Genomic DNA, 18,918 nt, shown 5'->3' with positions numbered 1-18,918 from the left:
CAAGTTACAATTAATAATCCACTTTTATAGAATTATCAAGAACCTCTGCAAATTTTCTTGCCATTTCTTTTTGGCTGTATTTATCTATTTTAGAGTTATTTCCTTTATATGAAACGTGGCCATTTAATTTATACTCTGCATAATATTTAATAATAATATTTTTTATCTCTTCAATGGAGGAGACAAAATATCCAGCTTCAGTTTCCTCTAATAATTCATTTACAACACCCTTTGAACCCCCGATTGCTAAGATTGGTCTTTTTGATGCAAGATATTCAAAAAGTTTTCCAGTATACACTCCTACTTCTGAGGGATGATCCCAGAGCAAAAGCAGTAACAATTGTGATTCTTTCTGTTTAAATAATGCTATATCTCTGGATACTAAACCATAATCAGATACAATATATTGAAGATTATATTTTTCAATATCTTGATTCATCCAGTCTTCCTGTGGACCATAAAATCTAACTTCAATATCATTTCTGTCGATTTTTTGCTCTTTAATTAGTTCATCAAGCGCCTGAAATAGTTTAGAAGGATCTCTTTTTCCTTGATAAAGACTTCCAGTATAAGTAATTAGAAATTTATCTAAAACTTCTACATTCAAACGGGTCCATTCATCCAAATCAAAACCATTCGGGATCGAATACACATCTATTCCTTTATGAAGCGTTTCAAGTGAGGAGGACAAATTATTAGAGACTGTAGTTATTGCATCCGATGTAGCAAGAGTTTTAATTTCTAAATTGTTCTCAAAGAATTTCCTTATGCAACTATATGAATTGTAGTGATTTTGAGTCCAAAGATCACGTAAGTCTGCAATCCATGGGATATTATGCTTTTCCTTTAAATCATGAGCTATTATATGAGAGATTATAGGTGAGGAACTGCTAATTATTGCATCAATATTTTGATCGATTAATAGCTTATCACCCAATTCGAAAGCATGAGAATACCATATTTTCTGGTTATCCGGATATGTTAAAACTTCTGCCGCAAAATTCAGTAATATGTCTAAAAGCATCTTTTTGTTCTTTAAATTCGATTTTCCGAGTTGTTTATTTACAGTCTCTTTTGGATTAAGTCCTATTTTTTTTTTAAATGAGTGTATACTATTATATTCAAAGCATGACGTTTTTATAATATTATATATCGAGTCAGAATTATCCGGCAAATTTTTTGTTAAGATTATAGGTTCCCAACCAAAGTATGGGAGATATTTTGCCAGCCCTTTAATTCGCAAACCTCCAATTTCAGGATCTGGAGGAAAATAATATGATATGATTAACACCTTTTTCATAACATCAAACGTCTCCTGTACCGATTATATAAAAAATTCAACTTTTTTGCTGGAATATATTTTATATATAGATACATCACAGTTTAAGTTTTCAAAATCTTCGGCGACCCATCTAAATTCAGCCATTTCTGGGAATATATCTTTATACATTAGTTTATCTTCTTTATCAATACCCATATATAAGTCTTTATTATAATTTTCAGGAAGTCATTCACCGAATAAATATTCTCAGTTAAATAATGTAACCAATTCCACTCTCTAACTCTCTTTTCATAATTTCCTTTTTCTCTTCTGTTATTTCGCTCTCCAGTGTCCAATCATTTTCGTATATAGGTCTTAATTCCATTTTCAACTTATGTTTATTCATATATTCAGATGTTGAACCTATAACGATTGCAGGATTGCCTACAGCAATTGAATTGTCAGGTATATTTTTGGTTACAACACTCCCAGCTCCGATGATTACGTTGTTGCCTATTTGAGTCCCCGGTAGTATTATACTTCCTGCACCAATGAAAGTTTTATCTCCAATCGACACTTTTCCAACTTTCGCATAACCCAAGTGTTTTTTAGTACTAGCATCATGGGCCAAGATGATAGTCCTATTCGTTATTGTACATTCATTTCCTATAGATATGAGCCATTGAAATGAGGAATCTAATACAACATTACTTCCAATAAAGCATTTTTTTTCTGAGATTAGCTTCTGCTTGAAAAAATAATCTCTTTTTTTATTGTTAATGAAAGTTGTAAGATTTAATACGTGCTTAAATATGTTGTTCTTAAATATGTTGTTTATAGTGATCATGTTACCAACATCCCGATCTAAAAATTTACTGATATCATAACCAATTAAGTTTATTTTAGGGCTCTTTACGAAATAGCTAGGTAACGCATAATTCTATTGGGATTTAATCGATGGTTTGCTTGTGAAAACGGAGGACTACAGTTTAAAAAGTTGCCAATGTTATTTCGCGGTGAGTTCCTAATGATCGCACAATGCCTTTCTATATTTTCCAACAGCATTCTCAAAGGTGAATTCTCGATTTACATCTGCTTCCGCATTCTTTGAAATTTGTTCCAAGTTAGGATGAGCTAGTGCTCTAATCAAATTATCTGCGATACATTCAGGAGAGTTATTTTCCATAATGAAACCGTTTTTACCATCTGTTATCACATCTGGTATTGTTCCAATTGGAGTAGCTAATATTGGAGTTCCACATGCCATTGATTCTAGCATTAGATTTGGAAGTCCTTCAGTGTAGGAAGGGAGAACAGTTAGTTTTAGTTGATTTAAATAATATGGAAGTTCATCATGGGGCACCCATCCAAAAAGTTTAACATTATTATTTAGCGCATATGTATCCAAATCGAGTTCTATCTTATTTTTTAATGGCCCATCTCCTATAATTAAAAACGTCATATTATTATTCTTACTAATTATATACCCTATTGCTTTGATAAAGTTTAACACTCCTTTTTCTCCACTCAAACGTCCAACATAACCCACCAGATTTTCTCTTTTATGAAATAAATTCGTTAATTTAAAGATATTGAAATTTATAAAATGTTCATGTGCAAATAATATTTTATTGCTATATTTTTTTAAATTCCATTCGTTGACAAGATTTGGAGAGTATACAATAATCTTGTCTGCGATAATCAAATTAATACTTTCTAAGATTTCGACGACTTTGTAGAACCTATCGTTTGCAAATTTTAGCATATTGGATGAGCTAGGAAGGCTCAAGATTACATTCTTTCTCATTATTTTTGAGATTATTGCAGGCAATATTAAATTATTAGAGCCTATAAAAAAAAGATGTGTGTCAAAGCGGCTAGCTTTTTTTATTATATAATATGAGATTTTAAGCTGTAATAACAAATATCTTATAATTTTTGATAAGGCACTGGATCCTAATTTATAATTAATTGAGATCGTATTTATGCGAATATCATTATTAAATAAATTTGAGCCTGCATTTCCAGTAATTAAACATATTTCTCCTGCAATGTGTGTTATTATTTCTGCAAGATTTGAGACCGGAGTTACGCTCGCATCGCCGATCGGAGAAGTAATTAGGCAAATATTAAACTTTTTTTTGCATACCATACTATAAACCTCACAAAAAATATATTATTCGGAGTGAATATATAATTATAATTTTATTTTATATACAGATCCAACATTCCATTATTATAAATTCGAGCCTGAGTACTATTCACCAAGAAATCTTTTGTAATTGGGTCAAGTTTCACTCTGCGACTTGAACCCATGCGACTTGAGTTCATAATATTTTCAGAGATAAAACCCACTTGCACATCAAAATTATTAAAGAGAATATATGAGCCATTATCAACATTTTCGGAGGATATAATTAGTTTTCCATCAATTTTTTTGAGAGGAGATTTTTTAGATAAATTAAAGGCTGTAGGTGCATAACCGGGACTAACCATAATGCTATTTATGAAAATACTATTGTTTTTAAAAGAATAATCTTCGATCCAGACAGCACAATCTCTTTCATAAGGAGTCTCATAAAATTTCCAGTAAGGTTGATTTCCAACAAGTGGGCTTGTTTCAAAGCCTGCTATTGTACTTGATGCAGAAAAAAATTGTAATAATATAATTGTAATTACGATAACTAATTTTATATGTCGTTTGCTACAATTCAATATCCATATAATAGCAGTCGTAGCAAGAAAAATCAAAGAGAATTCTTGCATAAAAGCATAGATTCTGTTTGGCAATAAATACAATACATTAATAATTAAGCCTACACCTAGTAAAATTGCGAAAAGAATACATAAACCAGAAATAATGTCTCCAAAAAGTGAGCGATTTTTGAAAATATAAAAAAAGCCAATAACAGAAAGGGCAATTAGAATACAGCTCCCAACTTCATTTAAAAATATAGATTCTAAGGGTAATGTATCATAGTATGTTTGCGACACGATATTTGTAGCAACATCTCCTTTGAAAGCATTCACATACAAATCTACAATACCTACGAATCCCCCAAATAGATTTGAGATAAATATCCAATGGCTAAAAAGTAACAATATATATATTTCAAATAACCCGAAAGACTTTATTATATATTTGCTATCATCTCTCTTCTTGACAAACTCAACAAATAGAATAAGTAATAAAATAAAAGCCAGAATCATTGCTGAATAATGATGTAAAAAAATAATGTTTAAACATAAAATTATGTAGATAAGTATAAACTCAACTTTCCTCCTTTTAAGAATATATAACATACACATAAATAACAATAAAATTGTTGGATACATGTAAGATAATTGAACTGGGTGAGATCCCCAATATATTAAATAATCAGAGCAACAGTAAAACAAAGCTGATAATAGTCCAAATCTTTTATCAAATAATTTTGTACCAATTAAAAAGGCGAATATTGTCCCTGAGGACATAATTGTCGCACCTAACCAATGGTATGTAATAAAAGGAGGAATATTTGGAATCATTGACGTTATAGCTGTTAATATATGATGAATTGGGAATGATGTATAAGTATATCCTATAGGAATATGTCCAGTATTAATAATAGGTACAGTTATAGAATAGACGTGATAAAAATTATCTGGATTACCAATTCCTAAAGTATACAATATTTGATTACTTAATGACAGATTTAAAAACAATAATACCGATTTAAGGAGATTTTTTTTCCATATAAACTTCGTTTCAAAAAAAAGAATTTCCGCAGCAATGCTACCAGAACAAATTGAAACGAAAATATAGTACCAGATCGTTTTTGTATAAAAGCCATCCAAAAGTGTTAGAAAACTTAACCCATAAGCCAGAAAATATACAATTGAGAGTATCCTATCGGCACTTAAAGAGGTATTATTTAATAAATCATTGTTTTGTTCTGTCAAGTCATTAGGTAAATTCTTATTTAACGCTATGAATAAGATTAATCCTATGTTTGCAGCTAATATTAAAAACAAATAGCTATAATATCTCTGAGAATAAACAAATAAAGCTACAGCTGGAAATAATATGAGAGTTATGTATTCTAATTGAAAATTCAAAAAGAACTTATTATTTAGGATGTTTAGGCCTTTCATTATAGTCATTACTCATGCTAGTTCTTGATATGTTCCATTTAGATTCAAACTAACGTAAATTGAACATTAGTTGCTCTTTGTCATTCTCTAGGGATAAGATGATTTTCAATTCAAGACCGCGTTGGTTTTTATGAGGATACAAGCAAAACAACGAAGAGCCCTATTTAACAATTTTACTAAATTCGTTCAAATAGTTGTCTGAAATTATACCCCAATCTAAATTTTGTACTGCATATTTTCTTGCATTTATAGAACATTCTGAATTGTCTTTTTGAATAAAATTAAGTATCTCTTCCGCAGATTTATTTGTATCTGAAAAATCGACAACAATTCCACTATTTGAGATTTCAACGATTTTAAAATTTGGAATGTTTGAGGCAATACACGGCAGACCACAAGCCATAGCTTCTGATAAAGTTAATGGAGGTTCTCCTCCTTCATACAAAGAAGAAATAATAAAATAATCTGCACAGGCATAGAGATCTGGTTTATTTTCTTCATCCACATAGCCTATAAGCAAAACATTATCTAAATTCTTACTTTTCACATCTTCATCCATATCGCTCTTAAGTTCACCTTTCCCAGAAAACACCAAAGTTAAATTATTTACCTGCGTACTTATTTTTTCAAAAACTTCAATGGTTTTGAGGGGATTTTTTTGAGGGGTCAATCTGCCTATATTCAAAAACACAAGGTCCTTATCTGGAATTCCAAACTTATTTCTAAGGTACTGTTTTTGCTTCGATGGCTTAAACTGATCTATATTTACACCATTTGGAATATATTTAATATTTTGACTTTTAATGCCTATTTCTTCCAACTCCTCACAAATGTTCGTTCCAACACCTGTAAATAAAGAGCTGTCCTTGATTTTGCTCAAACTAAATTTTTCTATTTTTGCACTGATAATCTTATAGATGTGTAACCATAGAGGATATATTCGATTGTTTGCTTGCCCATATGCCGTAGCATTCATTGTAACTAAACAATTATTGAAAGGGCTTTCTTTTAAAAATAAAGGATTGTGCAACCATACTGCATCAAATTCTTGAGTATTGGATTTTTTGAAATGGGTTGCAACTTTATACCAATAAAAAAGTAAACCTAAGATTCCGAAAGGTCTCTGAGTTCCTAACTTTATATCGGGACCCGTGGGAGAGCAAACTACACAATCGACGCCTGTTTTTTTGAGTTGTTCTACAACATTATAAGCAACGTTAGCAATCCCAGAACCATGTGGATAATATTCTGTCGCACAAATCAATATCTTCATGAATTTCACCAACTGATTCTCACATTTGAAACAGCAGCTCTAACTTTCCCAGATTTATCTTTAGGAATTTCATCAACAATTTCAACTTTAACGTTGATTTCTTGCCCCATAACTTTCTTAACATCATGTTCTACTTGAGCAATTGTGTTCTGTGAGAATTCATGGCTTTTAATGACTAATAATCGAACCAGATCCTTTCTTTCTTGTACTGCCTTAAAATGTCCAACACCCGGAATTCTTCTCATAATTGGTTCCCAAATCATTGCAGGGAATATTCTCCCACTTGGAACTTGCATAAAGGAGTCGCTTCTGCCTTCAATCACTTTCATAAGAGGCAAAACCCTTCCGCAGGGGCAAGGTTCATCACTTGGAATTCCAATATCCTCAATTTTATACCTTATTAAGGGCATAGCATAATTATGCAACCCTGTGTATACAATTTCACCTCTTTCACCTGGTGAAACATGTTCTCCATTTTCAATAAATTCCGTTACCACAGAATCTGCATCTATGTGATATCCGGCATGTTCACTGCATTCCCATGCAGTCCTGTTCAACTCGACACAACCAAAATGATCAATCATTTCAACATCAAAAACTGAATTTATGTATTTCCTTGTTTCGGAGTCTAAAAGTTCAGATGTTCCAAATACAACTTTAGGATTAATATCTTTAATATCAGTTTTTTCAATAGCTTCTGCTAATAACCTGATTGACGAGGTATATCCGCCAAGTACCTCTGGTTTAAATTTTGCTAATGTATCGATCTGTTTATCAATTGATTCAAACACAGATATTTGAACAGGATTGAAAACTCTTAATTTCTGAAACCAGAGAGGTTTCTTATAATGATGTGGATCTCCAAAAACTGCCCATTTACTTCGGACTTTCAATCCATTTTCTATGTGAGAACGTAAATTCACAGCTTTGCTATAATCATCAGCTGCCTCATCATACACTATTTTTAATGGAATACCTGTTGAACCACTTGTATCAGTAATTAAACACTTGCTAAGATCCAAGTCTTTTGAGACTCTAGCTTCAAGAGGCTGTATTCTAAGTTCATCTTTTGTGGTAAAAGGTACTTTTTTTAGATCATAAACGTTCTTAATATCATCTGGATGAACTCCTGCATCCCTGAACTTATGATGATAAAACTCAGTATTATCGTAAGCATGCTTTACTATTGCTCTAAGTTTTGTATTCTGTAACTCTTCAAGCTCAGCGGGTTTAAGCCATTGATTTTTGCGAACTTGATGGAGTAACATCAACTTGTTTATTGAACCCAAGAATATCCCCCTCAATTTTAAACCATTCTACGAATTTATTCAAGCCTTTGTTGATATTGAATAATGGTTCGTACCCGATCAGTCCGTTTCCTAAATCAACATCTGCAAGCGTATCCTCAGTATCTCCTTTTTGCTTTCCAGCATTTATCACTTCAGATGTCGAGCCAGTAAGGGATCTTAAGTTTCCAATCAAATCATTCACACGGATCCTATTTCCGCCTCCAATATTCAAAACCTTTCCATCAGTTACTTTGTTATAAAGAAGCCTTTTGTTTGCTTCTACAACATCCTCTATATAAGTAAAATCTCTAGTCTGTTCTCCATCACCAAAGACAGTAATAGGCTCATTTGCAAGCATTTTTCGAGTAAAAATCGAAATTGCAAGATCTGGTCTCATCCTCGGCCCGTATACTGTAAAATAGCGTAATGAAGTGGTCGGAAGCCCGTATACCTCATAAAATACTCTACAGTAATGTTCTGCAGCTAATTTACTGACACCATATGGAGAAACTGGCTCTGTTGGATGCTGCTCATCAAATGGAAGGTACTTTACTTTACCATAAACAGAAGATGAAGAAGCATTAATTACCTTTTTTACATCTGCATCAAGTGAAGCTTTAAGTATGTTCAAAGTGCCTAAAACATTTACATCATTTGGCTTAAATGGATCTTCAACTGAAATGCGGACTCCTGCCTGAGCAGCTTCATGGTAAACATATTCTACTGTACTGTCAATGATCTCTTTCATTCTGGCAAGATCAGTAATATCAGCATTGATAAAAGTGGCATCTCCGCTTTTAAGGACAATATCTAGATTTTTTTTCTTCAGGTCAACAGAATAATAAGGATCAAGATTATCGACAATAACAATTTCATGACCCTCTTTTGCAAGGTTTTCTGCAATATGTGAACCTATGAAACCTGCACCGCCCGTGATAACAATCTTATAACTGGACATATCTTAACCCCCAAGTCATTTATTTAAATTTTCTAAAAATTAGAATCGTTCCATAAGATAAGAAATTAGGTAAATATTTAAAAGGAGTGTTGATTTTATTGATTAATGTATATTCAGGAGATAAAAATGTGATAGTATTTCTATAATCGTATCCTTTATGACTATACTTGACCCTATTAACAGATTTGAGATCACAGAGAATAACTGCACAAAAAAGTTCTTTCAATGAATACTGTTTCGAACCATATACTAGCCATCTGAGAAGTTGCTTAAAAAAAAGAATAAATCCAAATTCTATTGGGGCAGAAATAACTAAGAGTGAACCGTCTTTAGAAATTCTCTTAATTTCTTTTATTGCAGCAACTTCATCGTCAACGTGTTCTAAAGTTTCAAAACATAAAACTAAATCAAAAAAATTATCTATAAAAGGAAGAAATTCTACTACAGATTTAATAATATGAGTATTGTTCCAATTATATTTAGTTATATTTTCTCTTGCAAGGCGTAAGCTGTCTTCCCAATTTGCATCGCATCCAACAAAAGTCTTTTGATTTGGGATTATATTTTGATCAAAAAATAAATCACTACAACCAATATCAATAGCATAGAAACCTACAAAATTAGAACAGCTCTTAGAGATATCAATTAATCTTTTTCTATGAGGAAAACCAATAATACCCTTTGTAATTCTTGTCGAGTAATCATATTTAAATTTGGAAGGAGACATATTATCAAATCCAATTTGAGATTCACGAAATCAATGTTTTATAAAGAGTTGTTGTTTTCTTCACGGTATCTTTCCATGAGTAGTTCTCAACGACATTTTTTCTTCCAGATTTCCTTAATTTTTCTGCAAGAGACGAGTCTGAAAGTACTTTTGAAATCGCATCTTCCAAAGCCTTAGAATCCTTTACAGGCACAAGCAATCCGCTTCCATCGACAATATCGACAAGCTGAGGAAGTCTTGAACATACGACCGGAATCCCACAGGACATTGCTTCGAGAATTGTCCTTGGCACTCCTTCTTTAAGGCTTGGCAGTACGAAAATGCTTGAATTTTGATACATATCTACGATCTCAGAATTTGGGACAAAATCTTTCATTATAATACTTTTTTCCAAATTCATATCGCTTATTTTTTGGACAATGTGATCTTTGTCAGGACCTTTGCCGACCATTGTAAGAGTAGCAGTAGGATGTCTCTTTTTCAAAATACCGAATGCTTCGATGAGATAATCAAGTCCTTTTCCTTTTGCATATCTGCCGACCCAGAGTAATTTCTTTTTATCAAAACAGAACTCTCTAGCAGGAACAAATCGATCGGCATCGATGCCGTTATGGATAACGTCGATCTTTTCGGACTTTATTCCCAGGTCGACAAGTTCTTTTTTTTCGGTTTCAGTGTAACAGAGGATTTTATCTGCTGCCGCAAATGTGAGGCGTGCGCCTGTTGCAAGGTAAAAACTCTGAAACCACTCGGGAGCAGTCTGTGAACCCAATCCATGACTTGTAATTACAAGAGGAGATGAGCCAAGTTTTCTTGCAAGCGCACTAATATTAGTTGAAAAAAACAGATGCGAGTGAGCATGGACTACGTCATAATCTGACTGATCTCTAATAAGATTAAAAAACATAGCAGGAATAATGGGGTTACCAAAGACTTTTAAAAGTGGCTTGAAATTGCGCACATGATAACCATCGACTGTTTTATATATGGATTCGACGCCTTCAGAAGCTGTATATACAGTTACATCGTGTCCCAGTTCTACCTGTGCTTTAGACATTTCATGAATATGGATACCAAACCCACCAACCATATGTGGGTAAATATCAGATGCGACTCGCAATATTTTCAAGAAAAAGTCCCCATTTTACTCTAGATTTCTTTTAACTAATTCTCGCATCCCTCATAATTGCAGATACCAGGCTTATTACTCATCTTTACCCCTTTTCAAATTGCAATAAATTACAAAGTTCAGATAATAAATAAAATGAATATGAATGGAATATATTGTATAGGCATTTTAAACATTAGTTCAAAGTTTGATATGCAAATCATTACACTCAAAAACAAATAAAAGAAGCTCTTTGATGCTGTATTCTTTTAGTCAGCTTCTTGTTATGAGTATAAGAATAGTTGTTTTTGCTGGGAGACTATACAAGATAACTGTGTATTTTAGCGAACTAACATTCTAAAATATTAATAGAACTACATAGTAAAACTATATAAAGATAACGGAGCTACATTGTAATAAATATGATATATGACAACGCAACTCCATAATCTAGTGATTTTCCATTTCATTTCATCCTTAAAACCCGAATTTGACAGATTGAATTAATTAATTAATTAATTAATTAATTAATTAATACAGTAATTAGTTATGAAAAACGCATTGAAGAGGCACAAAATAATTCGGAAAAATGAAAAAAATGTCAACAATCAAAAAAAGCAAGATAGAACTTTGAATCGTAGGAAGAAAAACAGAAGCATGAAGCCCAGTTACACATTGTAAAATGTATTAGTCTGTCAAACTCGAGATAAAATCAGGCTTTGGATACACATGTTAATCGAAAAAGGTTTAGAGATTAACTATACCAATGAATGGATATAGTGTTCCAAAATCGATTGCATAAGAGTAAAAATTCCTCAACCGATAACCAATGAAATAGGTTATGAGGTTTGCTACATATTTGAACAACAAAAGATATCAGGAAATTTTAGAACACCATATGAAGCAGATGCTTTCTGTAGAATTCAAGGTTTTATTTCTACAATGATGAAAAATAACTGAATCAAAATTATGCTGGCGCACCCCATGCAATCAACGGGGTATATTCACGTCACCGCTCCAAATTCCGTAAAAGGAAACAATAACCCTAATACGATTTAGTTCGAGCAGGTTAACAAACAAAAAATGGAATTGATAAATCGTCTTATTAATGGTTCTCGGGGAAGTTTCCATCCCCGCAGCGAACTACGGAGTATTCGACTGAAAAAATCTTTTTTTTAATTTATTGAAGGTGTGAATAGTTTCCCCATTTATAATTCTATATTTTTGCCTTAAAACAGCAATTTCTAGTACGATTCCGGAAAACTTATTAAGTTTAAGATATCTTAGAAGATATATTGTGAAGGTATTTATAAAAATTTTTGATATAGAAACAACGCAAAATCTTGACTCAAAAGAGAATAATGAGAAAAAGCAAGTAGATAAGCAATAATCGCAAATCAGATAATTTAAGTAGCTACAAAGAGCTTTTCATAATCAGAAGCCTTGATTTGTTATTCAGAATACGAAATTCAGAGAAGCAATTTTGAGTTTTGGGATAAGCTCTATTATTATACTCCACACAGACCAGCACTACAGCTACGAAGTGGACAAAATATTTTTTGAATGAAACTTCCTCAAGCAAAATACAACCTTGATGTAGGTCTGGGCAAACAGGGAGAACAGCGCGGGAAAATGCTTGTCAGAATCGAAGAAATTCTGACAAAAGACAAGCCAGATGTTGTCCTCGTTCAGGGAGATTCAAAAATGGAGTACATAAACAATAACTTGAGGGAATTCTATGAAATTAATCAAAACTAAAATAGAAGATCTCTTAATTCTGGAACCAAAAGTGTTCACCGATAGCCGAGGCTATTTTTTTGAAAGCTACAATAAAAAGACGCTGGAAGCTTTAATCGGAAAAGAATACAACTTCATTCAGGACAACGAATCCAAATCTTCATATGGAGTGATCCGTGGCCTCCATTACCAGTTAGCCCCTTACAATCAGGCAAAACTTGTGAGAGTTTTGGAAGGAAAGGTATATGATGCTGCTGTCGATTTGAGAAGGGACTCACCAACCTTCGGAGAATGGGTAGGTGTAGAACTTTCTGCCGAAAACAAAAGACAGTTTTTGATCCCAAAGGGTTTTGCCCACGGTTATTCGGTCCTGAGTGAAACTGCAGTCTTTACTTACAAATGTGATGAATACTATCACCCCGAAGCTGAAGCTGGCATAGTATACAGTGACCCTTCCATAGGAATTGACTGGAAAATCCCTGAAGAAGATGCAAAACTTTCCGAAAAGGATAAGCTCCTGCCAGAATTGAAAAACATCAAAATAAATTTTTGACTACCGGAAGTCCCAAACAAAGTATAAATAACTAACTGTATAAAAAAAAGGTGACTAAATTGAAACTGCTGATAACTGGCGGCTGTGGATTCATAGGCAGCAACTTTATTCGTTATATGCTGGAAAAATACCCGAATTATCAAATTGTAAACCTTGACAAATTAACCTATGCAGGAAACCCCTCCAACCTCAAAGACCTTGAAAACAACCCTAATTATTCTTTTGTCAAAGGCGATATTTGCGATCCTGTAATTGTGAATGAGGTAATGAAGAAAGTAGATCAGGTTGTCCATTTCGCAGCTGAAAGCCATGTTGACCGTTCAATTGAAGACGGTTCAGTCTTCGTAATGACAAACGTGCTCGGGACAAACACCCTTCTCCAGAGCGCCCTTGCAAATAAAATTGAAAAGTTTATCCATATTTCAACTGACGAGGTTTATGGAAGCACCATGGAAGGTTCTTTTACCGAAAAAGATAATCTGAACCCTTCAAGCCCGTATTCCTCAAGCAAAGCAGGTTCCGACCTCCTTGCAATGTCCTACTACACAACATACGACCTGCCAGTATGCATAACCCGCTGCACAAACAACTTCGGGCCTTATCAGTACCCTGAAAAATTAATTCCATTCTTTATCAGCAGATTGATGGAAGGAAAAAAAGTCCCAGTTTACGGGACAGGCCTGAACATCCGGGACTGGATCCACGTCGAAGACCACTGCTCTGCAATAGACTTTGTCCTTCACAACGGAGCCAGCGGAGAAATCTACAACGTCGACGGCGGAAACGAACTTACAAACCTCGAAATAACTCACCGTATTCTTAAAATGCTTGGCAAAGACGAATCTTCAATCGAGTACGTTGAAGATCGAAAAGGCCACGATTTCCGGTATTCCCTTGACGGCAGCAAACTGGAGAAGATGGGCTGGAAACCCAAATATGATTTTGATACAGCTCTTGAACAGACAGTAAAGTGGTACGTCGAAAACAGATGGTGGTGGGAGCCATTAAAACGTTGATCATTGGCTCCAGCGGGATGCTTGGCTCAGACCTTTGTAAAGTGTTTCCGGATTCTGTTAAACTGACACATCGAGACTTTGACATCACAAACAGAGAGCAGGTTATTGAATCAATTCTGAAAATAAAACCTGATGTTGTCATAAATGCAGCTGCCTGCACAAATGTGGATGGTTGTGAAGATAACCAGGAGCTGGCATTCCAAATTAACGGACACGGCCCTGGATATATTGCAGAAGCCTGTTCTATTGCCAGAGCAAAGCTTGTCCATTTCAGCACAGATTATGTTTTTGACGGCTCCAAAAAAGAATATGCAGAATCCGACATATGTGGTGGTTGAAGGAGATGCACCATTACCTAGAATAAATACATAAAAAGAAACGACGGAGAGTATTGAAACCCCCATATTTTATGAAGATGATCTGTTTAAAAAAGAATGTTACATTACAAACTACCAATGTGAAATGACGAAGATCTCTTTTGACTACGTAACTTTTTCCAGGTTTTTTTCCTGTAATAAGACAGATAGGCCAGATTTCCCAACTTCTTTTTTCCAGGATGCTCTTTTTCATTCTTTCTTTTTCAGAGCAGGAAATGCGGCAAGTAGGAATGTTGACAGATGCAGCCTGAAAAGCTCAGGTTTGAGGGAGAACTTCTTGAGCAGGCAGAGTTATCCACGAGACTGAGCGCCAAAAAATATTGAGTTCGTCAGATGCCTTTTTTTGAATTATCTTTTTTTATTTTTTAAAATATACAGTCTTATATTTTAATTTCAGAATAGTTCTTTCAAAATTACAACTCGATTACATAGTTGTGCGTTTGTCACATTATAACGCTAGCTTGAGCATTGTTTGATCTCTCTTAAATTTTTATAAATAAATACAAATTCATTAACTTTATATAGTTGATTCCTATTATCTCATTAATATATTATAATGTGAATTAACTAACATTATATGATTATCCTCTACAGTTCCTAACCGAAATAATTACACTTATACGCTTAAAACAAGCTTGAATGAAAGAATATTGCATTAATGGGGTGCGTTCTTTCAATCTCAGGTGCAATTATTTGTGTATAAATATAAACTAACATATAAAATATTAGTAGTATTCACTTCTGTTTATTTTAAATTTACACTTATTACTCATACTATCATTAAAATTTAGTAACATTCGAGGCAACATCCGCAAAACGTTCTCCCAGCAAGCTTTGAGAATAAAGTATTGATAATTACAGTTCAGAAAAGAGGTCATACAGATGAGTAACGAGCTTAGTATTGGTAAAAGCTCCCAGTACATAACCCTGAATGAAAACCTGCACTCAACAGTTCCCCCGAATATAACCGTGATTCTTCCAGCTTATAATGAAGAGGTTTCCATTGGAAGCGTAGTTCTGCGGACAAAAAAGTATTCTCGCAGAGTTGTCGTTGTGGACGCTGCAAGTTCCGACCATACAGTTGATGTTGCTGAAATGGCAGGGGCAGAAGTAATCCGGAACCATGCAAACAGGGGAAAGGAAATTTCCTTGAAAAACGTGGTTGAGACGGCATCGGATTCTGATATTATTGTAATAATGAATATCGGGGTTTGCCATGATCCAGGCCTGATCCCCAGGATGATTGCTCCTATCAGGGAGGGGACTTTTGACTTCTCAGTAGGAATCTGTTTTTCTAAACTCAAAAAAGGCTCAGAGAACGTGCTTTTACTCAACAACAAAAGTACGGAGTCAAAACCCATTGGTTACCTTGCTTTTTCAAAAGAATGCCTTTCAAAAATTGATTTTTCTCAGATTTCCCTTTTCTCCATGCGTTCCCTCATAAATCTAGCCGAAAAAACAGGAATAAAAGCCCTGCATATCGACATTCAGGAAGAACACGAGGCTTCCCTCTTCAGGGCTTACAAGATAGGGGTTGTGGTGCCTGCCTACAATGAGGAACGCCTCATTCAGGAGACAATTGACGGCATCCCTGCTTATGTGGATAAAATATACGTCATCAACGACGCAAGCACTGACCGCACTGCCGAGATTATCAACAGTACGACCGATCCCCGTGTGATTCCCATCCATCATGAAGTGAACAAAGGTGTAGGAGCAGCCATCATAAACGGCTATAAACGTGCCCTTGCCGATGAAATGGATCTGGTTGCAGTGATGGCTGGGGACAATCAGATGGACCCTGACCAGCTCCCCAAGCTTATCATGCCCATCATTGAAGGCAAAGCTGACTATGCAAAAGGCAACCGGCTACTTTCAAAAGAAATGCGGGAGGGAATGTCCCGCTGGCGCTCTTTTGGCAACGGCTTACTATCCATGATTACCAAAATAGGCAGCGGTTACTGGAATATTGCCGACCCGCAAAACGGCTACACCGTAATCTCAAAGTACGCCTTAGAAACTATTGATCTTGATTCAATTTACACTTACTACGGCTACTGCAATGATCTGCTTCTCAAAATGAACGCCTATGGAATGAGAGTAGTGGATGTCACAATGCCTGCCCGCTACGGCAGTGAAAAATCGAAGATAAGGTATGGTAAGTACATTCGAAAAGTAGCTCCCATGATTTTCAGGGGCTTTTTATGGCGTCTGAGAATGAAGTATATGGTGCTCGACTTTCATCCTCTTGTGCTCTTCTATTTTGCAAGCATGGTGCTTTTCCCCCTGGGTTTAATTTTCGGGTTCTGGATCATCCTGCAAAAGCTGGTCTTCCAGGGACCGGTTTCACCGAACTATCCCCTGTTTGCTGCATTCATTTCCCTGGCAGGCATGCAGCTCCTGTTCTTTGCAATGTTCTTCGACATGCAGGCGAACAAGACAGCCGATTTGAAGACGACCTGAAAGTGTCTTTTTAAGGTCGAGCCGTGAGGAAGCTTGTGATGAAAAAAATCGATGGCAATTTAAATACCACTCTGAAAATATAAAAATATTCGTGTATCCTAAATCTTTCCCCCCGGTGATTTACATGTTCAGTTTGAATGAATTAGATTTCACAATTCCTGAATTCTGGAATCTCTCCAGCTCGCTGGTCAGAAATTATAAGCCAGTCACAATGACCGAATATTTTAGTTCTGAACGCCTGTCGGAAAAATTTGCCCTCATCCGCCACGATGTGGATCGGATGCCTGGGAACTCTCTTGCAACTGCCAGAATAGAATCCGAGCTTGGAATAAAGGCCACCTATTACTTCCGTGCCACAAAAAATGTATTCATCCCCAAAATTATAAAAGAAATTGCAGATCTGGGCCATGAAATCGGCTACCACTATGAAGTCCTGAGCGACGCTGCAGGTGACTACTCAAAAGCCATCAAACTTTTTGAACATCACCTCTTCGAATTCCGCAAGATCTGCGACATCACCACAATTTCCATGCACGGCCGTCCTCTCTCTAAATTCGACAATCGCGACCTTTGGAAAGTCCATGACTTCCGCAAATTCGGTATCCTCGGCGAAGCCTACCTTTCCGCAGGTCATGAGCTGAATTATCTTTCAGATACCGGCAGGAGCTGGGGCACAAAAAATTGCTTAAGGGACTTCATCCCTGGAAAAACCGAAAATTTCTCTGTTGATACCACTTCCGAACTTATTGATCTGGTTGAGAGCAGAAAATTAAACAATTTCTACATCTTGAGCCATCCCGAAAGGTGGTCCAACTCAATATTAGACTGGAGCTTTTATTTCGGCATGGACTTCGCGGTTAATTTTGTCAAAAAAGGGTTAATGACGATCAGGGAATAAGTCTCGCTACTACGGATGTTAATAATTAAAAACTAAATGAATTTCGTGCTTAATTTCGTGAAAAAAGGATTAAAGATGGTAAAATAATGAGTCTCGTTACTATTGATATAAATGACGAAAAATGGGATGAATTTGTATTCAACCATCCCTATGGAAATATTTTTCAGACAACATCAATCTATGATGTATATAAAGCAACTAAAAATTATACGCCTATAAAAATTTGTTCTATTGATGAGGTCACTGGCGAAATTAATGGCATATTACTTGGAGTAATAATCAATGAACTGAACGCAATTTTAGGAAGTGATTTTTTAGGTTCATTTTCTACACACTCTGTTGTCCACAGTGGACCTCTCGTATCAGATAATTCATTCGGGACCTTGTCAAAATTAATAGTTGAATACGATAAAGTTGCTGAAAACAAATCTTTGTACAATGAAATCTGGAATCTCTTTGACAGGGGCTCTTCATTTAACAATCTTGATAATTATATATATGAGGGCCATCTTAATTTCTTGATCAACTTGGATCAATCGGAAGATGAGTTATGGAGAGAAATTCATAAAGCACGGAAAAAAAATATTAATAGGGCAACAAAAGGTGGGGTAATAGTTGAAGAAATAAATAATAAAAAAATGATCCCGATTTTTTATAAACTACTGAAAGAAACGTATGACAATGTAAAAATTCCGCTTGCTGATATTACACTTTTTGAATCGGCATTTGAACAACTGGTTCCTAAAAATATGGCAAAATTCTTCCTTGCAAGACATGAAGACCAATATATTGGAGCGAGGGCTGTTTTGACTTACAAGAATTTTGTTCATGACTGGTACGCTGGTGCTTCAAACAATGCCCTTTCCCTTTATCCTAACGATTTCCTAGTGTGGCATATTTTAAAATGGGGTATCGAAAATAACTACAAAGTATTCGATTTTGGTGGTGCAGGGAAACCAGATGTAGAATATGGGCCCAGAGAGTTTAAAAGAAGATTTGGGGGCGAATTGGTAAATTATGGAAGATATCGATTAACATATTCACCACTAAAAAAGAAATTTACAAATTTTGGATTCAAGATCTATCAAAAATTTACTTAATCCGCTAATCAGCAAGAGAAAATC

17 protein-coding genes are annotated in these 18,918 nt (G+C 34.9%); 7 read left to right on the top strand and 10 right to left on the bottom strand.

Annotated elements, in window-relative coordinates; genetic code table 11:
• Nucleotides 1–10: 10 nt before the first annotated feature.
• The 10 genes from RG963_RS04685 to RG963_RS04640 all read right to left on the bottom strand — a co-directional run bounded on the left by RG963_RS04685 (nucleotide 11) and on the right by RG963_RS04640 (nucleotide 10,771).
• On the bottom strand, nucleotides 11–1,300 hold the full coding sequence (locus tag RG963_RS04685) for a glycosyltransferase family protein (RefSeq protein ID WP_310575125.1): 1,290 nt from the start codon (nucleotides 1,298–1,300) through the stop codon (nucleotides 11–13).
• Nucleotides 1,301–1,324: 24 nt separating this feature from the next.
• Entirely contained in the window at nucleotides 1,325–1,477 is a 153-nt protein-coding gene (locus RG963_RS04680) for a hypothetical protein (protein WP_310575124.1), read from the bottom strand.
• 55 nt (nucleotides 1,478–1,532) lie between these two features.
• A complete protein-coding gene (locus RG963_RS04675) occupies nucleotides 1,533–2,108 on the bottom strand; it encodes an acyltransferase (RefSeq protein WP_310575123.1) in 576 nt (191 codons plus the stop codon).
• Nucleotides 2,109–2,285: 177 nt separating this feature from the next.
• Nucleotides 2,286–3,413, bottom strand: coding sequence for a glycosyltransferase family 4 protein (locus RG963_RS04670; protein WP_310575122.1), 1,128 nt, complete (start codon nucleotides 3,411–3,413; stop codon nucleotides 2,286–2,288).
• Nucleotides 3,414–3,466: 53 nt separating this feature from the next.
• Entirely contained in the window at nucleotides 3,467–5,395 is a 1,929-nt protein-coding gene (locus RG963_RS04665; protein ID WP_310575121.1) for a glycosyltransferase family protein, read from the bottom strand.
• Nucleotides 5,396–5,555: 160 nt separating this feature from the next.
• Nucleotides 5,556–6,668 (bottom strand): glycosyltransferase family 4 protein, encoded by a 1,113-nt coding sequence (locus RG963_RS04660; RefSeq protein ID WP_310575120.1) that lies wholly within the window; start codon nucleotides 6,666–6,668, stop codon nucleotides 5,556–5,558.
• A gap of 5 nt (nucleotides 6,669–6,673) precedes the next feature.
• On the bottom strand, nucleotides 6,674–7,957 hold the full coding sequence (locus tag RG963_RS04655; protein ID WP_310575119.1) for a phenylacetate--CoA ligase family protein: 1,284 nt from the start codon (nucleotides 7,955–7,957) through the stop codon (nucleotides 6,674–6,676).
• Nucleotides 7,899–8,915 (bottom strand): SDR family NAD(P)-dependent oxidoreductase, encoded by a 1,017-nt coding sequence (locus tag RG963_RS04650; RefSeq protein ID WP_310575118.1) that lies wholly within the window; start codon nucleotides 8,913–8,915, stop codon nucleotides 7,899–7,901. The genes RG963_RS04655 and RG963_RS04650 overlap by 59 nt, the downstream gene beginning before the upstream one ends.
• Nucleotides 8,916–8,934: 19 nt before the next feature.
• The gene (locus RG963_RS04645) at nucleotides 8,935–9,642 is read right to left on the bottom strand and encodes a class I SAM-dependent methyltransferase (protein WP_310575117.1); all 708 of its coding nucleotides are present in this window, start codon (nucleotides 9,640–9,642) and stop codon (nucleotides 8,935–8,937) included.
• Between the two features lie 22 nt (nucleotides 9,643–9,664).
• The gene (locus RG963_RS04640; RefSeq protein WP_310575116.1) at nucleotides 9,665–10,771 is read right to left on the bottom strand and encodes a glycosyltransferase family 4 protein; all 1,107 of its coding nucleotides are present in this window, start codon (nucleotides 10,769–10,771) and stop codon (nucleotides 9,665–9,667) included.
• Nucleotides 10,772–12,313: 1,542 nt separating this feature from the next.
• Between RG963_RS04640 and RG963_RS04635 the strand changes: the two genes are divergently transcribed.
• The 7 genes from RG963_RS04635 (at nucleotide 12,314) to RG963_RS04605 (ending at nucleotide 18,894) form a co-directional block, all read left to right on the top strand.
• A complete protein-coding gene (locus RG963_RS04635; protein WP_310575115.1) occupies nucleotides 12,314–12,508 on the top strand; it encodes a UDP-N-acetylglucosamine 2-epimerase in 195 nt (64 codons plus the stop codon).
• Entirely contained in the window at nucleotides 12,489–13,040 is a 552-nt protein-coding gene (gene rfbC, locus RG963_RS04630; protein ID WP_310575114.1) for a dTDP-4-dehydrorhamnose 3,5-epimerase, read from the top strand. Before RG963_RS04635 ends, rfbC begins: the two co-directional genes overlap by 20 nt.
• A gap of 59 nt (nucleotides 13,041–13,099) precedes the next feature.
• Nucleotides 13,100–14,056: a dTDP-glucose 4,6-dehydratase gene (gene rfbB / locus RG963_RS04625; protein ID WP_310575147.1), complete on the top strand. Its 957-nt coding sequence runs from the start codon at nucleotides 13,100–13,102 to the stop codon at nucleotides 14,054–14,056.
• Nucleotides 14,035–14,394: an SDR family oxidoreductase gene (locus tag RG963_RS04620; protein ID WP_310575113.1), complete on the top strand. Its 360-nt coding sequence runs from the start codon at nucleotides 14,035–14,037 to the stop codon at nucleotides 14,392–14,394. The genes rfbB and RG963_RS04620 overlap by 22 nt, the downstream gene beginning before the upstream one ends.
• 921 nt (nucleotides 14,395–15,315) lie before the next feature.
• Complete coding sequence (locus RG963_RS04615) at nucleotides 15,316–16,896, top strand: glycosyltransferase family 2 protein (RefSeq protein ID WP_310575112.1); 1,581 nt, start codon at nucleotides 15,316–15,318, stop codon at nucleotides 16,894–16,896.
• 124 nt (nucleotides 16,897–17,020) lie between these two features.
• Nucleotides 17,021–17,794 (top strand): polysaccharide deacetylase family protein, encoded by a 774-nt coding sequence (locus RG963_RS04610; RefSeq protein ID WP_310575111.1) that lies wholly within the window; start codon nucleotides 17,021–17,023, stop codon nucleotides 17,792–17,794.
• A gap of 86 nt (nucleotides 17,795–17,880) precedes the next feature.
• Nucleotides 17,881–18,894, top strand: a complete 1,014-nt coding sequence (locus RG963_RS04605; protein WP_310575110.1) for a lipid II:glycine glycyltransferase FemX — start codon at nucleotides 17,881–17,883, stop codon at nucleotides 18,892–18,894.
• Nucleotides 18,895–18,918: the final 24 nt, after the last annotated feature.

The sequence above is a fragment of the Methanosarcina baikalica genome (genome assembly GCF_031461075.1).
GTDB classification, from domain to species: Archaea; Halobacteriota; Methanosarcinia; order Methanosarcinales; family Methanosarcinaceae; genus Methanosarcina; species Methanosarcina baikalica.
The sequence above is the reverse complement of the archived record's forward strand: the minus strand, read 5'-3'. Positions and strand labels throughout refer to the sequence as shown.

Bases quoted from the DNA above. Each gene is read 5' to 3' on its own strand.
- RG963_RS04685 (WP_310575125.1), bottom strand. From the start codon at position 1,300: ATGAAAAAGGTGTTAATCATATCATATTATTTTCCTCCAGATCCTGAA.
- RG963_RS04680 (WP_310575124.1), bottom strand. From the start codon at position 1,477: ATGGGTATTGATAAAGAAGATAAACTAATGTATAAAGATATATTCCCA.
- RG963_RS04675 (WP_310575123.1), bottom strand. From the start codon at position 2,108: ATGATCACTATAAACAACATATTTAAGAACAACATATTTAAGCACGTA.
- RG963_RS04670 (WP_310575122.1), bottom strand. From the start codon at position 3,413: ATGGTATGCAAAAAAAAGTTTAATATTTGCCTAATTACTTCTCCGATC.
- RG963_RS04665 (WP_310575121.1), bottom strand. From the start codon at position 5,395: ATGAAAGGCCTAAACATCCTAAATAATAAGTTCTTTTTGAATTTTCAA.
- RG963_RS04660 (WP_310575120.1), bottom strand. From the start codon at position 6,668: ATGAAGATATTGATTTGTGCGACAGAATATTATCCACATGGTTCTGGG.
- RG963_RS04650 (WP_310575118.1), bottom strand. From the start codon at position 8,915: ATGTCCAGTTATAAGATTGTTATCACGGGCGGTGCAGGTTTCATAGGT.
- RG963_RS04645 (WP_310575117.1), bottom strand. From the start codon at position 9,642: ATGTCTCCTTCCAAATTTAAATATGATTACTCGACAAGAATTACAAAG.
- RG963_RS04635 (WP_310575115.1), top strand. From the start codon at position 12,314: ATGAAACTTCCTCAAGCAAAATACAACCTTGATGTAGGTCTGGGCAAA.
- rfbC (WP_310575114.1), top strand. From the start codon at position 12,489: ATGAAATTAATCAAAACTAAAATAGAAGATCTCTTAATTCTGGAACCA.
- RG963_RS04615 (WP_310575112.1), top strand. From the start codon at position 15,316: ATGAGTAACGAGCTTAGTATTGGTAAAAGCTCCCAGTACATAACCCTG.
- RG963_RS04610 (WP_310575111.1), top strand. From the start codon at position 17,021: ATGTTCAGTTTGAATGAATTAGATTTCACAATTCCTGAATTCTGGAAT.
- RG963_RS04605 (WP_310575110.1), top strand. From the start codon at position 17,881: ATGAGTCTCGTTACTATTGATATAAATGACGAAAAATGGGATGAATTT.